The sequence below is a fragment of the Williamsia sp. Y721 genome (assembly GCF_059683565.1).
This window is the reverse complement of sequence record NZ_JCASNH010000005.1, coordinates 256,708-271,309: the sequence shown is the minus strand read 5'-3', so window position 1 is coordinate 271,309 and position 14,602 is coordinate 256,708. Positions and strand designations below refer to the sequence as shown.

Annotated in this window: 13 protein-coding genes; 7 read left to right on the top strand and 6 right to left on the bottom strand. The window is 62.7% G+C overall.

Features of this window, described 5'->3' with window-relative positions:
• Positions 1-129 precede the first annotated feature (129 nt).
• Positions 130-942, top strand: coding sequence for a cyclase family protein (locus AC56PL_RS24745; protein ID WP_497155454.1), 813 nt, complete (start codon positions 130-132; stop codon positions 940-942).
• Complete coding sequence (locus tag AC56PL_RS24740; RefSeq protein WP_497155453.1) at positions 939-2,606, top strand: thiamine pyrophosphate-binding protein; 1,668 nt, start codon at positions 939-941, stop codon at positions 2,604-2,606. The genes AC56PL_RS24745 and AC56PL_RS24740 overlap by 4 nt, the downstream gene beginning before the upstream one ends.
• Before the next feature lie 148 nt (positions 2,607-2,754).
• Here the strand turns inward: AC56PL_RS24740 and AC56PL_RS24735 are convergent, their stop codons facing one another.
• The gene (locus tag AC56PL_RS24735; RefSeq protein ID WP_495517442.1) at positions 2,755-3,942 is read right to left on the bottom strand and encodes a cytochrome P450; all 1,188 of its coding nucleotides are present in this window, start codon (positions 3,940-3,942) and stop codon (positions 2,755-2,757) included.
• A gap of 177 nt (positions 3,943-4,119) precedes the next feature.
• On the opposite strand from AC56PL_RS24735, the gene AC56PL_RS24730 reads away from it, so the two are divergent.
• The gene (locus tag AC56PL_RS24730; protein WP_495517443.1) at positions 4,120-4,890 is read left to right on the top strand and encodes an SDR family NAD(P)-dependent oxidoreductase; all 771 of its coding nucleotides are present in this window, start codon (positions 4,120-4,122) and stop codon (positions 4,888-4,890) included.
• Between the two features lie 43 nt (positions 4,891-4,933).
• Here the strand turns inward: AC56PL_RS24730 and AC56PL_RS24725 are convergent, their stop codons facing one another.
• On the bottom strand, positions 4,934-5,566 hold the full coding sequence (locus AC56PL_RS24725) for a TetR/AcrR family transcriptional regulator (protein ID WP_495517444.1): 633 nt from the start codon (positions 5,564-5,566) through the stop codon (positions 4,934-4,936).
• 153 nt (positions 5,567-5,719) lie between these two features.
• Here AC56PL_RS24725 and AC56PL_RS24720 point away from each other — a divergent pair, with 153 nt between their 5' ends.
• The 3 genes from AC56PL_RS24720 to AC56PL_RS24710 all read left to right on the top strand — a co-directional run bounded on the left by AC56PL_RS24720 (position 5,720) and on the right by AC56PL_RS24710 (position 8,802).
• On the top strand, positions 5,720-6,286 hold the full coding sequence (locus tag AC56PL_RS24720) for a nuclear transport factor 2 family protein (protein ID WP_495517445.1): 567 nt from the start codon (positions 5,720-5,722) through the stop codon (positions 6,284-6,286).
• Positions 6,287-6,364: 78 nt separating this feature from the next.
• Positions 6,365-7,849, top strand: a complete 1,485-nt coding sequence (locus AC56PL_RS24715) for an aldehyde dehydrogenase family protein (protein ID WP_497155452.1) — start codon at positions 6,365-6,367, stop codon at positions 7,847-7,849.
• Positions 7,850-7,908: 59 nt separating this feature from the next.
• A complete protein-coding gene (locus AC56PL_RS24710) occupies positions 7,909-8,802 on the top strand; it encodes a cyclase family protein (RefSeq protein WP_497155451.1) in 894 nt (297 codons plus the stop codon).
• Between the two features lie 27 nt (positions 8,803-8,829).
• Here the strand turns inward: AC56PL_RS24710 and AC56PL_RS24705 are convergent, their stop codons facing one another.
• The 4 genes from AC56PL_RS24705 to AC56PL_RS24690 form a co-directional block, all read right to left on the bottom strand.
• Positions 8,830-10,095: an arginine deiminase gene (locus tag AC56PL_RS24705; RefSeq protein WP_495517448.1), complete on the bottom strand. Its 1,266-nt coding sequence runs from the start codon at positions 10,093-10,095 to the stop codon at positions 8,830-8,832.
• A 51-nt stretch (positions 10,096-10,146) separates the two neighbouring features.
• Positions 10,147-11,586 carry a basic amino acid/polyamine antiporter gene (locus tag AC56PL_RS24700; protein ID WP_495517449.1) on the bottom strand — a complete coding sequence of 480 codons (1,440 nt, stop codon included), beginning with the start codon at positions 11,584-11,586 and terminating at the stop codon, positions 10,147-10,149.
• A 168-nt stretch (positions 11,587-11,754) separates the two neighbouring features.
• Complete coding sequence (locus AC56PL_RS24695) at positions 11,755-12,846, bottom strand: NAD(P)H-dependent amine dehydrogenase family protein (protein ID WP_497155450.1); 1,092 nt, start codon at positions 12,844-12,846, stop codon at positions 11,755-11,757.
• A complete protein-coding gene (locus AC56PL_RS24690; RefSeq protein WP_495517451.1) occupies positions 12,843-13,838 on the bottom strand; it encodes a Rieske 2Fe-2S domain-containing protein in 996 nt (331 codons plus the stop codon). The genes AC56PL_RS24695 and AC56PL_RS24690 overlap by 4 nt, the downstream gene beginning before the upstream one ends.
• Before the next feature lie 189 nt (positions 13,839-14,027).
• On the opposite strand from AC56PL_RS24690, the gene AC56PL_RS24685 reads away from it, so the two are divergent.
• Entirely contained in the window at positions 14,028-14,585 is a 558-nt protein-coding gene (locus AC56PL_RS24685) for a TetR/AcrR family transcriptional regulator (RefSeq protein WP_497155643.1), read from the top strand.
• Positions 14,586-14,602: the final 17 nt, after the last annotated feature.

Here is a 14,602-nt window from a genome sequence, read left to right as displayed (position 1 = left end):
GTATGTGTATAGCACAGGGGGAATGGGCTGCAGGTGGAAATGGTGACTCTCCTGGGACCGTGCGTGGCTGCCCGCTGTGTCGGACTACCGTGACGTGCATAGCCAACACGGAAGAACCGAGGTGCTGACATGACCGTCCCCGATACCACCGTCCTGTCGAACTTTCTCGACGGCATCCTCACCGGCAGCCTCGAGGTGATCGACCTGACCACGCCGCTGAGCAGTTCGACCCCGGCGTTGCGCCTGCCCGAGCCGTTCGCGAACCTCATCGACTTCAGCCTCGAAGAGGTCAGCGCCTACAACGAACCCGGCCCGTTCTGGCGTCACAACAACATCCATACGGGTGAGCACATCGGGACCCATCTCGATGCGCCGGTGCATTGGATCACCGGTCGCGACGGTGACGACGTATCGCAGATCCCGGTGCAGCGACTCATCGGACCGGCTGCTGTCATCGACCTGACCACGAAGGTCGCCGACGACCCCGACTACCTCCTGAGCATCGCCGACGTCGAGGAGTGGGAAGCGGCCAACGGGCCGCTCGCAGCGGGCGCGTGGTTGCTGCTGCGCACCGGCTGGGAGTCGCGGGGCGGATCCGAGGCGGAATTCCTCAACGCCGACGAGACCGGCTCGCACACACCGGGCGTGGCGGCCGATTGCGCGCGCTGGCTGGCCACCGAGCGCGAGATCACCGGCCTCGGCGTGGAGACCGTCGGGGTGGACGCCGGTCTCGCAGGCGGTTTCGACCCCGCCTTCCCGGTGCACAACTACTTCCTCGGCAACGACAAATACGGCATCACTTCACTGCGAAACCTCGGTCAACTCCCCGTCACCGGTGCCCTGCTGGTGGTGAGCCCGCTGCCCATCGTCGGCGGGACCGGTAGCCCGTCTCGCGTCCTGGCCGTCGTAGTCGGAGCAGGTGTAACCGGAGCGCGTGCGTGAGCACGTACGGACCCACCGTTGCCGACGTTGTCGGACGAGTCCTGGCCGACCTCGGTGCCGGCCACGTGTTCGGGGTGGTCGGTAGCGGCAATTTCGTGATGACCAATGCACTGCGTGCCGGGGGTGTGCCGTTCACCGCGGCCCGCCACGAAGGTGGGGCGGCGACGATGGCCGACGCGTACTCGCGGATGTCGTCGCGGGTGGGAGTCGTGTCGCTGCACCAGGGTTGCGGTCTCACCAACGCGATGACCGGTATCACCGAGGCCGCCAAGAGCCGGACCCCGATGATCGTCCTGACCGCCGACAGTCCCGCGGCGGCCCTGCGCTCCAATTTTCGCATCGATCAGGACACGCTCGTCACCAGCGTCGGCGCGATCAGTGATCGCGTGTATTCGGCGCAGACCGTCGTCGCGGATGTCACCCGTGCCTACCGGAACGCCGTAACCCAACGGCGCACCGTCGTCCTCAACGTCTCCATCGACGTCGCGGCACAGCGTGCCAGTGTGCAGAGGCCCATCGGGATCACGGTCGAAGAGCCGCGGGTGCGGCCCAACACCGATGCGGTCACCCGGCTCGTCGATGCCATACGTGGCTCGCAGCGGCCGGTGTTCGTCGCCGGGCGGGGCGGCCGCGACGCCGGCCGGCAGATCGCCGAACTCGCTTTGGCGAGCGGGGCTTTGGTCGCGACGTCGGCGGTCGCCAACGGACTCTTCGCCGACGATGCGTTCTCCCTCGGCATCTCCGGCGGGTTCTCGTCGCCCACCTCCGCGGAATTGATCTCGGACGCCGACCTCATTGTCGGCTGGGGATGCGCCCTCAACATGTGGACGATGCGACACGGCCGATTGATCGGACCGGAGGCAACCGTCGTCCAGGTCGACGACGACGTCGACGCGATCGGCGCGCACCGTCCCGTCGATCTCGGGATCATCGGCGATTGTGCGCTGACCGCCACCGACGTTCTCGCGGAATTGTCGGATGTGGAGCCGGAAGGGGCAACGCGCTACCGGACTGCTGTCGTACGGGCGAAAATCGCGGAATCGGCTCGCTGGCAGGATGTCCCGGTCGATGACTCGTCGGGCGGCGATCGCATCGACTCACGTGCGCTGACCATCGCACTCGACGAGATCCTGCCCACGGAGCGGATCGTGTCCATTGATTCCGGGAACTTCATGGGTTACCCGTCCACTCATCTCTCGGTCCCCGACCATCATGGCTTTTGCTTCACCCAGGCATACCAATCGATCGGACTCGGGCTCTACACCGCGATCGGAGCGGGGATCGCACAGCCCGACCGGCTCGGTGTCCTCGGCGCGGGCGACGGTGGATTCCTCATGGGTATCTCCGAAATCGACACCGCGGTACGCCTGCGCCTGCCGTTGGTCGCGATCGTCTACAACGACTCCGCCTACGGTGCAGAGGTGCACCACTTCGATGACGCCGACCACGATACGGTGACCTTTCCGGAAACCGATATCGCGTCCATCGCACGAGGTTTCGGTGCTGCCGGGGTCACCGTGCGCACACTCGATGATCTGGATGAAGTGCGCACCTGGGTGGAGGGCTATCGCGCGGCCGGCGCCGCCCGGCCGCTCGTGATCGACGCGAAGGTCACCAATGACGGCGGGTCCTGGTGGCTGGCCGAGGCGTTCGCGGGCCATTGATCCGGCCCGGTGCTGTTCACCGGTGCCGCATCGATGTGTACGTGGCATAGGGAGAATGCCGGGCACGTGAGAATGGTGATGGCCGAGCCGGTTGCGGTGAGCGACTGTGGCGGCGAGAGTACGGTGCGCCACATGAATTTCCAGATGTTCATCGGCCGATGATCGCCGGCATCGAATCCCAGCCGCGCACGGTGGAACTGCGGGCTCGGCGGGCTTGGGTCAGGTCGATGTCCCACTCCGGGAACCGGTTCAGGACCTCTTCGAGTGCAACCCGGCCTTCGAGGCGGGCCAGTGGGGCGCCGAGGCAGAAGTGCGCGCCTTTGGCGAAGCTCAGGAGTGAACCGGGTTGCCGGTGGATGTCGAATCGGTCCGGATTGTCGAAGGTGCGTTCGTCGCGGTTTGCCGAGGCCAGCATGAGCAGTAACGCGCTGCCGGCTGGAACCGTCTGTCCGTGCAGTTCAACATCTTCGGTCACATACCGGGCGACGTGAGGTCCCGGCGGCTCGAACCGCAGGAGTTCATCGATGGCGCCCGGGATGAGTGAGTGGTCCTGTGTCAGTTCTTTACGCTGATCAGGATTTTCGGCCAGCACCTTGCCCATCCAGCCGAACAGTCGGCCGGTGGTCTCGACCCCGGCCCCCGCGATGACGGCCAGGAAGATGAGGAGCTCATCCTTGCGGAGGTTCCTGGTGGTGCCGGTGTCGTCTTCGAACTCCACGTTCAGCAGTTCGGTGATGAGGTCGTCGGAAGGGTTCTTGATCCGCCAGTCGACGTAGTCGGTGAACATGTCACCGTCGAAGTAGTGGTCTTTCTTCACCGGTAGCGGCTCACCGGGTTTGTTGCGCAACACGCGATTTGCCTCGGCTCGCACACTCGGCTGGTCGGCGTCGGGGATACCGACGAGCATGCCGATGGTCCGCATCGGGAGCTCCGCGCCCAGGTCGAGTACAAAATCGAAGCGATCGGAGCCGACCAGGGGATCGAGGCAGGCGTTGCAGAATGCACGGACCTTGTCTTCGATCATTTTCATCTTCCGCGGGGTGAAAGCCCGACCCACGATCTTGCGATGGATGGTGTGCAGGGGTGGGTCTTCGTTGATGAACACACCTGGCGGCATCACCGGATCGGCCTTGACCACTTCGAGGATGTCGCCCTTTGCGGAACTGAACCGCTGCGGATCCCGCAACGCCGCGTCGATGTCGGCGTAGCGGCTCAAGCCCCAGAAGTCGTGTCGTTTGTTGTAGTAGAGCGGCGCCTCGTCGCGCAGTCGTCGGTAGGTCGGATACGGGTCGATATCGATCTCGACGTCCCACGGGTCGTAATACACATCGCTCACGAAAAACTCCTTGATTCGGGTTTCGTGGACGAGCATAGATCAACTGCTATACGCTCGTACAGCAAATGGTCGTACTTCGTCGTTACCGCTGGTGCATCGTCGAATCCGACTGGAGCACGTGCGGTTTCGGCCGTCGGCTTCATGGATTGCCGGCACATCGAACAAAGGAGCAGTGAAATGAGTGATCGATTCTCCCTCGAAGGGCGCGTCGCGCTGGTGACCGGTGGTGGCACCGGTATCGGGCGCGGCGCGGCGCTGGTCCTCGCAGAGCATGGCGCGGATGTCGTGCTCGCCGGCCGTCGCCCTGATCCGCTGGAGTCCACCGCGAAGGAGATCGACGCGCTGGGACGTCGCGCGCTGGCGGTACCGGCGGATGTCAGTACCGCGGCCGGATGCCAGGAGCTCGTGGATCGGACGGTGGCCGAGTTCGGTCGGGTGGACATCCTGGTCAACAGTGCCGGTGGCGCCGAGACGAAGTCGATCAAGAGGTGGACCGAGGACGAGTTCGCTGACGTCTTTGCCCTCAACATGGGCAGCGTCTGGAATCTGTCGCGGGCGGCCTCTGTTCACATGATTGAGCAGGGCAAAGGGGCGATCGTCAACATCTCGTCGGGGGCAAGTCTGCTGTCGATGCCGCAGGCAGCGCCGTATGCGGCGGCTAAGGCTGCGGTCAACAACCTGACCGGTTCGATGGCAGCGGCATGGGCAGGCAAGGGAATTCGCGTCAACGCCATCGCGGTCGGTGCGGTCCGAGCGCCGACGCTGACCGACGAGCTCGCGAAATACAACCTCGATCCGGACTCGGTGGCGGGGACCAACGGGCTCGGCAGGTTGGGGGAACCAGATGAAATCGGCTATGGCGTCTTGTTCTTCGCCTCCGACGCGGCAAGCTTCTGTTCCGGTCAAACGTTGTACATGCATGGTGCGCCCGGGCCGGCGGGCGTCTAGGCCTGCAGAGGGTCTATGGCCTCGCGGGAGTCGGGGCCGCGGGTCAGCTACGGGTACGAGTCGCCCGTTTCCGGGGGCGCGGCGACTTCGGCGGTTCGATCGAGTCGATGAATGACTCGAAGGACGCCACCACATCTTCGTGGGCGTCGGTGATGCCTGCACCCTTTTCGAGGTTCAGCAATTTCGGAATGCCGGAGATGAGGACCGTGAGTCCTCCGGGGGAAAGCGGCAAGTCGGCAGTGCCGGTGGTGGCGGCGTCTGCAGCCAAGGTGTCGAGCTGGATCTGCCGTATCTGCGCGGTGACCTTGGCGATCTCGGCACCGATTTTCGGGCGATGGTTGCCGAGCGCCATGAACTCGGTGACCAGTGCCCCCTTGGCTTCGGCCCAACTGAACTCCCACATGACGTGCAACGGCTCGTCGGGGCGGGCCTTCAGTGCTGCGGTGAGGCGCTGGGCGTTCTCCTCGGTGCGCCGGCGCAGGGCGGCGAGGAAGATGTCGTCGAGGGTGGGGAAGTAGTACTGGACGAGGCTCGGTGTCACGCCGGCCTTCGTTGCCAGCACGCGGTACGTGACGCTCGGATAACCGTCGGCGACCATGATCTTTTCGACGGTGTCGAGTATTACGTCCCTGGTCTTCGACGTTTCTGCGCCTACGCGCCGAGCCGATGGTGGCATGTCCACGTTCCTCACTTTGTTGAGTCTTGTTCATTTTCGCACCCCTCGTTCGCTGTACGACTGTATAGTGGCTGTGGGCTTGGTCGCAGTCGATTGGGCCGAGTACCGCCGGCCGGTCCGCTCCGGCGGAGAAGTATCGCGAAACGGAGAAATATGTCGACGCTCGAAACCACTCTGGAGCAGTTGCAGGCAGATGTTCTGTACCTCAAGGATCGGGCCGCAATTCTGGATTGCATCGCGCGGCACGCACGCGGGTGCGATCGTCACGATGTCGACCTGATAACCGCTGCGTATCACGAAGATGCCGTCGACGAGCACGGTTATGCGACCAACCAGGGCCCTGATTACGGGGATTGGGCCAACAAAGTACATGCCGAGACGTCGAAGGTGCACACCCACAACATCACAACGCATTCGTGCGAGATCGACGGTGATACCGCGCATGCCGAAAGTTATGTGCTCGTCGTTCTCGTCGGTGGCGACGGAAAGACCGCGCAGTTCATCAGTGGTCGTTACCTCGATCGGCTGGAGCGCCGAGAAGGGCAGTGGCGCATCGCGCTTCGGCGCTCAACCGTGGAGGCGATGTTCCTGGGTGATGCGCGGGTGCTCGCCTCGTCCTTCTTCACCGAGAAGGGCTACCTCGTCGGTACGCGTGACCGAAGCGACCTATCTTATGAACGGCCACTGGAATTGGACATTCCTGCCCCTGCGCGGTGGTGATCGGAGTACCGTACCGACACAACTGCGTGCTCTGTCGCATGGCGGAATCCGGACACGCTCTGTTGCAAGGAGATAGCGATGACTGACGTTCAGGTCGAGACCGGTTTGCTCGCCGGTGATCAACGGATGCTGATCGATGGGAAGCTGCAGTACACCGCAAGTGGCGCACTCTTCGACGTGATCCACCCGGGGTCCGAGCTGGTGGCCGGCCAGGCGACGGACGGCACCGTCGCGGACATGGAACGGGCCGTCGGTGCTGCACGCCGGGCATTCGACGAGACCGACTGGTCCCGCGATGTCGAGTTCCGGTACCACTGCCTGACGCAGCTGCATGAGGCGCTGGAACGCAACAAAGAACGAATCCGGCGGATCGTGGTGACCGAGGTGGGTTGCCCGATCAGCATGACCAGCAGTCAGGTCGATGCCCCGATCGCGGAGGTCAAGCATTGGGCCGAGTACGGCCGAGCGTTCGACTACCTCGAAGACACCGGTGTCCACGAGACGGTGATGGGGCAGGCGCGGCACCTGATCCACTATGACCCCGTGGGTGTTGTCGGTGCGATCACGCCGTGGAATGTGCCGTTCTACCTGAACATCGCCGAGACCGTGGCACCGCTGATGGCGGGGAACACCGTGGTGCTCAAGCCCGCTCAGTGGACACCGTGGTCCGGCAGCGAGCTGGGCCGGATCGTCGCCGAGGAAACCGACATCCCGGCCGGAGTGTTCAACGTGGTGGTCTCGAACGCCAATGAGGTGGGTGCGGCGCTGTCGGCCGATCCGAGGGTCGACATGATCACGTTCACCGGGTCCACGGCCACCGGGCGGGCGATTCTGGCGGCCGGAGCCGCGACGGTGAAGAAATCACTGATGGAACTGGGTGGCAAGTCCGCTCATATCGTCTGCGATGACGCCGATCTCACCGCCTGTCTGCCGATGGCGGCGATGATGGCATGCGCGATGTCGGGACAGAGTTGCATCCTGCCCAGCCGAATCCTGTTGCCGCGTAGCCGTTACGAGGAGGGACTGGCGATTCTGGCGGCAACGATGCAGAACATACCGATGGGCGATCCGTGGCAAGAGGGCATCATGCAAGGCCCGCAGATCAGCGAAACCCAACGGAACAAAGTCCTCGGTTTGATCCGGTCGGGTATCGATTCCGGAGCCAGGGTGATCACCGGCGGCGGCATCCCGGAGAACCTACCGACCGGCTACTACGTCGAGCCGACACTGCTCGCCGACGTCGACCCCGATTCGCAAGTGGCGCAGGAGGAGATCTTCGGCCCCGTTCTAACCGTGATCCCGTATGACACCGACGACGAGGCGATTGCCATCGCCAACAACTCGATCTACGGACTGTCGGGCGAGGTCAGCAGTGCCGACAACGACAGGGCACTGCGTATAGCCCAGCGATTGCGAACCGGCAGTGTCACCGTCAACAGCAAGTCGTTCTTCGGGATCACCAGCCCGTTCGGTGGCACCAAACAGAGCGGTCTGGGCCGACGCAACGGCGACTTCGGTTTCAAGGAGTACCTCGAGGTCAAGACCATCGGCCAGCCCGTGTAGAACAAGAACACCACTCGGCTCGTTCGGGGGTTCGGCGATCACGGGAAACAGGGAGCGCGATGGGAACGACGAACAACTGGGGTCGCTGGGGCGCCGATGACGAACGGGGAGCGCTCAACCTGCTCACTCCGGATGTGGTCAAGGCCGCGCTGAACGCCCCGAAAACGGGCAAGGTCTACTCGCTGAGTATCCCGATCCAGCGATCCGGGACCCCGAACTTCGAGTTCCGCGGCGCACCACAGCGTCTGACGCTCGCGGGACAGGGAGATGAGGCGTTTCATCGTTCGGTTGGCGGAGCGGAGGGTGTGGGCGCCAACGAGGACATGCTCGTGATGGCGGCACATACCGCTACCCATCTTGACGCCCTCGGCCATGTGTACGAGGGCCGAAAGTTGTACAACGGCTTCCCAGCAGAGGACGTCTCTTCGATGCGTGGAGCACCGCGATGCGGTATCGACAAGATCGGTGCGATTGTCGGTCGCGGTGTACTCGTGGATGTCGCTGCAGCCCTTGGTGTCAGTGCGCTCGAACCCGGGCATGTGATCACCGTTGCCGAGTTCGAACAGGCGTTGTCAAGTGAGTCCGTCGTACTCCGTTCGGGCGACATCGTGTTGATTCGCACCGGGTGGCTCGAGGGGTATATGAACCCAGATGATGGATTCGATATTCATCCCCAACCTGGTATCGGCCTCGAATTGGCGAAGCATCTTGCCGCGTCGGATGTTTCAGTGGTCGGGGCGGACAATTCTGCGGTCGAGGCATTGCCGTTCGATCAGGGCGTCTACCTGGGGTCGCATATTGTCCTGCTGGTGTCGCACGGAATTCATCTGGTGGAGCATCTTGCGCTGCAAGATCTCTCGCGGGACCGGTGCTACGAATTCCTGCTCACCATCGCGCCACTGAACATCCCAGGGGCGACGGGCAGTCCCGTCACGCCCATCGCAGTCGGGTAATCCGAAGGCGGCTGGGATCGGCAGCGTTCAGTAGTCCACGGCGTCTCGAATGATGGGACAGGTCATGCAGTGCCCACCACCGCGACCCCGGCCGAGTTCGGCTCCGACGATCGTGATGACCTCGACACCGGCTTTACGGAGCAGTGTGTTGGTCAACGTGTTGCGGTCGTATGTGAAGACCACACCGGGTTCCAGGGCGACCGCATTGTTGCCGCTGTCCCATTGCTGTCGTTCGGATTGGTAGACGTCGCCGCCGGTTTCGATGACGTGCAAAGACTTCAGATTGAGAGCTTTCGCGACGACGTCGACAAACGCCGCACCCTCGTTGTCGATGACGTCAACGCCCGGTGCGGTATCTGAGGGCACGAGGGTGAAGGTGTGTACCGCATCCATGATCGTAGGATAGAGCGTTACGATATCGCGGTCGGCGAAGGTGAAGACGGTGTCGAGATGCATGGCCGCCCGCAGTTTGGGCATACCTGCCACGATGATCCGCTCGGCGGCGCCCTGGGCGAACAACGCCGCGGCGACCTGCGTGATCGCCTGCCGTGACGTGCGTTCACTCATCCCCATCAGAACGACACCGTTACCGACCGGCATGATGTCGCCGCCCTCGAATGTTGCCTGTCCCCACTCGCTGTCAGGATCACCCCACCACACGGTGGAGCCGACGAAGTCGGGATGGAAGTCGTAGATCGCCTTGTAGATGAGTGTTTCGTCTTTGCGGGCCGGCCAGTAGAGGGGATTGAGGGTCACCCCGCCGTACAACCAGCAGGTGGTATCCCTCGTGTACAGAGTGTTTGGTAACGGTGGCATCAAATAGTCACGGGGACCGGCCGATTCGCGGGCCAGACTGACGTACCCGGAGCGGAAGTCGTCGGGTAGGTCCGCGGTCGACAGGCCGCCGATCAGCACTTCGGCAAGGTGTCGGGGCTCAAGGGTTTCCAGGTATCCGCGGGTGTCGTCGACCAAACCGAGCCCGACGCGGTTGGGAACAATCTTTCTGTCCAGCAACCAATCTCGGGCGCCCGGAGTGCGCAACGTCTCGGCCAGCGCGTCGTGCAACTCGACCACATCGACACCGCGACCGGTGAGTTTGTTGACGAAGTCGGCGTGATCACGCTGCGCGTTTTCCACCCACATCACGTCGTCGAACAACAGGTCGTCGCTGTTCGTGGGAGTCAGGCGGCGGTGTGCGAGGCCTGGGGCGCACACCATCACCTTGCGAAGGCGGCCGACTTCGGAATGAACCCCGTAGGTGGTAGCGGGCGAGGAGCCTGAACTGCTGGTCATTGTTGTCCTTTCGCGCTGGGTCGAGCAAACTGATCACTGGCCGGATACAGGTCAGATGGTGATGTATCCCATTGCCAGGCCGATGATTCCGGCGACGGCTCCGGTGAAGAGCACGCCGCAGAGAACCATCTCTGGGGGTGTGAAGGTGCGCTCACCGGCCTCGCGGCGGGACTTGATGTAGAGAGCTGTGCCCGGCGCGTAGACGATGCATGAGAGCAGCAAGAACTCGGGGCCGGCGGCGACGATGAGGAACAGGGTGTAGATGGTCGCCAGGGCCGCGATGATCAGCGGCCGCTTTTCGATCGTGGCGCCGGGCTTTCGGTCGATCGCGATCTTGAGTGCGTAGGCCGCCGCGAGGAAATAAGGGATCAGCGACAAGCTTGTACAAAGGTCGAGTAGGAAGTTCAGTGCGTCGTCGGAGAACAGCACCACAACAATTAGTGCCTGCACCATCACAGACGTGAGCAACAACGCTGCGATCGGTGCTCCGGCACCATTCTTGCGGCGCAGAAAGCGCGGCATATCCTGATCTTCAGCGGGTATGAACAGCACCTCGGCAGCCATCAGGGTCCACGCGAGATAGGCGCCGAGAACGGAGACCACCACACCGACGCTGATGAATACGCTGCCCCAGTCACCGACGATGTCTGCGAGTAGTGGTGCCATCGAGGGCTGGCGCAGGTCGGCGATTTCCTCGCGGGGCAACACGCCGTACGACAACAGTGTCACTGATGCGAAGACACACAGAACGCTGACAAATCCCAACACCGTTGCCCGGCCGACGTCTTCGCGTCGGCGGGCGTATCGGGAATAGACGCTCGCGCCCTCGATACCGAGGAAAACGAACACCGTGATCACCATGGTGTCCTTGACCTGTTCGAACACCGCGGACACCGAGAAGTCGTCAGTACCCCAGAAGTTGTCGTAGAAGACCCCGGTGTCCAGGGCGAGGGCGGCCAGCACGATGAACACCAGGATCGGCACGATTTTTGCGACGGTGACGATGCGGTTGATGACCGCTGCATCCTTCACCCCACGCGCAATCAGCGCCGCAAACACCCAGATCCCGATGGTCGACAGCACTGCGGCAAGGACGGTGTCGCCTTTACCCAGCGCCGGCCAGGCCTGGCCGATCGTGGTCATGATGAACACCCAGTAGAAGGCGTTGCCTGCACAGGCACTCGCCCAGTAGCCGAAGCCGGAATTGAATCCCACGTAGTCACCGAATCCGGCTTTGGCGTAGGAGAACACACCCGCATTGAGGTGCGGTTTACGAACCGCGAGATGCTGGAAAACCAGTGCCAGGGTCAACATTCCGGCACCGGCGATGATCCATGCGATGATCGCGGCCAACGCTCCGGCGGAACCACCGAACCGGGCGGGCAGCGAGAACACCCCGGCGCCGATCATCGATCCCACGACCATTGCGGTCAGGGTGGGAACACTCATTCGGGATGAACTGGTGGCAACTTCTTCACTGGTGGTGGCCATACGCCCATTTCCCATGCCCCGGCATGTGCCATTTGTTGAACGCCGTCCTTGAAAATAGACGATAGCCGTTCCGGCGTGAATGTGAAGCGCAACTAAGCGAGTCCACCTTTATGCTGCGATTAGGGCTCTGACCCTTAACCTCTCGTTTACAGAAGGTGGGGGAAAGGATCAGACCTTGAAGCGGCCGGCAAAGCCTCGCAACGGCATGTCGGCGCTGGTGAGAATGCCGGGCTTGGCATCGACGACACTTCTGATCGCGTTGAGTGCCGGAAGTCCGGTGACGGTCATGCCGATTGATGCAAAATCCTCTGGATTATCCAGTTTGACACCGGGTTTGGGGAAGATCATGTGCTTGCTGTAGATGTTCGGGTCGCCCGAGATCTGGGTGATGTAGCAGCCCTTGATGTCCCAGGACGGACTGGTGTACGGGGTCATCTGCCATTCGAGGTGCGATTCGATGCGGGGTATCCCGTCGACCAGGCCCTGGTATTTGATGTAGTTGGCGCCCAATGAACCCTTGGGTAGCTGATACCAGCCGAGATCGATGTCCTTGGTGCAGGCGCCGAGTTCATAGGAGAACGTGACCTCGTCGAGTTCGAGGCCGAAACAGTCGGCCATCAGATAGACGCTGTCGGCGAATACGCGCGTGTATTTCTCGAGGGAGCCGGGGATGCTGGGGTCGTCGACCGATACGCCGTAGCCGACTTCTTTCCAGGTATCGACCGAGTGGTGACAGGAGACGTCCACCGATTCGATCACGGTGACGTTCTCGATCTCCGACACGTCGGCGCTGTGCGCCACCGCGAGGATCTGGTTGAGACCGGGATTCATGCCGGTGCCATAGAACGTCGAACCCCCACGCAGGCAGGCGTCCTGCAGGACCTCGGATACCTTTCGGCCCGACGGGTGTGGGTGGTTCTGGTTGCGATGGTGTCCGGTGATCCAGTCTGCGGTCGTGACGATGTTGATGCCGGCGTCGAGGACCTTTTCGTACAGCGCTTCGTCGGGGAAGACCCCGTGGAAGGTCAGTACGTCGGGCCGGGCCGAGATGATCTCCTCGATGGTCCCGGTGGCAATCACGCCGTTGGGATCGAGCCCTGCGAGCTCGCCGGCGTCGCGTCCGATCTTCTCCGGTGTGTAGCAGTGCAATCCGACCAGGTCGAGATCCGGGTGGTTGCCGATACGCTTGATCATCTCGGTGCCTACGTTGCCCGTCGCCACCTGGAATACGCGAATGCGGTCAGCCTCTGTGTTGCTCATCGGTGAAGTCCTTTCGTCGGGTAGAACTGCGTGGCCCATTGCCGCAATTGCGTGAAGCCCTCGTATTCGCCCCGTGACAGGGCTGGGGGGTCGGAGTAGCGCTGATGCGACCAGATGTTGATGTCGGCGACAAACTGCTCGATGACCGCATCGGCGAGAAACTTCGCCCCGCGCGGGATTTCGGTACGTTGGTCGTTTGGTTTCCGGCCGATCCAGACGCTGAAGCGGATGTCGGAGGTGAGATCGTCGACGGGTGTCACGGCGGTGAGCGTTCGGTTGTCGATCATGCCCCAGCTCTTGGTGGCCGCGACCCCGAGGCCGGCGTTGATCGCCTGTACGCCGCTGTTGACCTCGTCGGCCTTGGTGTTCTCGTCGAAGGCGATCGTGAAGTCGACGTATGAGGTGGGTTCGGTGAAATCGTGCCTGGTGATGTCGGGCATGAACGGGACCTTGTGGACGAACTTGAAATGCGCGAAGTCCACACCGTTTTCCATGACGTATTGCGGATGCAACTCCAGATCGGGCCGGAACAGCGTTGCCTGGGGATAGGACGGGTAATAATCAGCGGCAGTGCAGTTGTCGTCGAATCCGGCGAGGACGTCGGGGACGTCGAAATAAGGTTCGGCGCGATCGACGTCATGCCAGATGAAGATCGATTCGTTGAGTTCGGCCACCGGATAGGTCCGGATGCGTCGGCCCTTGTTCGGGTGCTTCTCGTAGGGGATGCAGACGTTGCGGCCCTGGCTGTTCCACTCCCACCCATGGAATGGACAGACGATGCGATCGCCTTCGACATGTCCGCCGTAGCCGAGGTGCGCGCCGAGATGCTCACAGTAGGCGTCCATCACGGACACCTCGCCGGTGGCGGATCGCCACGCGACCATCTCGGTGTCGAAGTACTTCATCCGGTGGACGTCGCCGACCCCGATCTCGGCGGCCCATGCCACCTGAAACCAGCCGGTGGGTTTCATCGACAGGGGCGTTCTGGCCATCTGGCATCCCTTCGTCCGGCAGAGTCCCGACTCGATCTGTCCAGAATCGTAGTGGGGTCTGTGAAAAAAGAACAGAGGGTTCGGTGAAACCCGGTTTCGGTGCGTGCAGCAGATAGAGTTGCCCAGGTGAGCGAATCGGGCGTGGTCGGCAGGCGTAGCAACAAACGCGGCCTGGCCACCCGAGAATCGATGTTGGACACCGCATTACGGACGCTGGCCACCGGCGACCCGGCGGCGGTGTCAGGTAACCGGATCGCCAAGGAAATCGGTGCGACCTGGGGTGCGGTCAAATATCAGTTCGGCGACATCGACGGGCTGTGGGCAGCGGTTCTGCAACGTATCGCGGGACGTCGGGGTGATCTGCCGGTCAGTGCGCCGGCCGACGCGTCATTGCAGGTGCGGGTCGGCGCCATCGTCGACAACATGTACGAGGGTCTGACCGTCGGCGATTCCCGGGCGATCGAGAACCTGCGGGCCGCGCTGCCGCGTGAGCGCGCCGAGCTCGAACGCCTGTTTCCGCGCACCGCCGCAGAGTTCGAATCGTGGGGTAGGGCCTGGCTGGACACGTGCCGTCGGGCCTTCGCCGGCCTGGATGTGGATCCAGACCGGGTTGCCGAGGTGGCCGCGTTCATCCCCGGCGCGATGCGCGGGATCGTCTCGGAGAAACAACTCGGCACATACACCGACCTCGATCTTGCGCGACGCGGGATCACCAACGCGATCGTCGCCTATCTGCAGCCCCACTGATCTGATTCTGCGGTGAT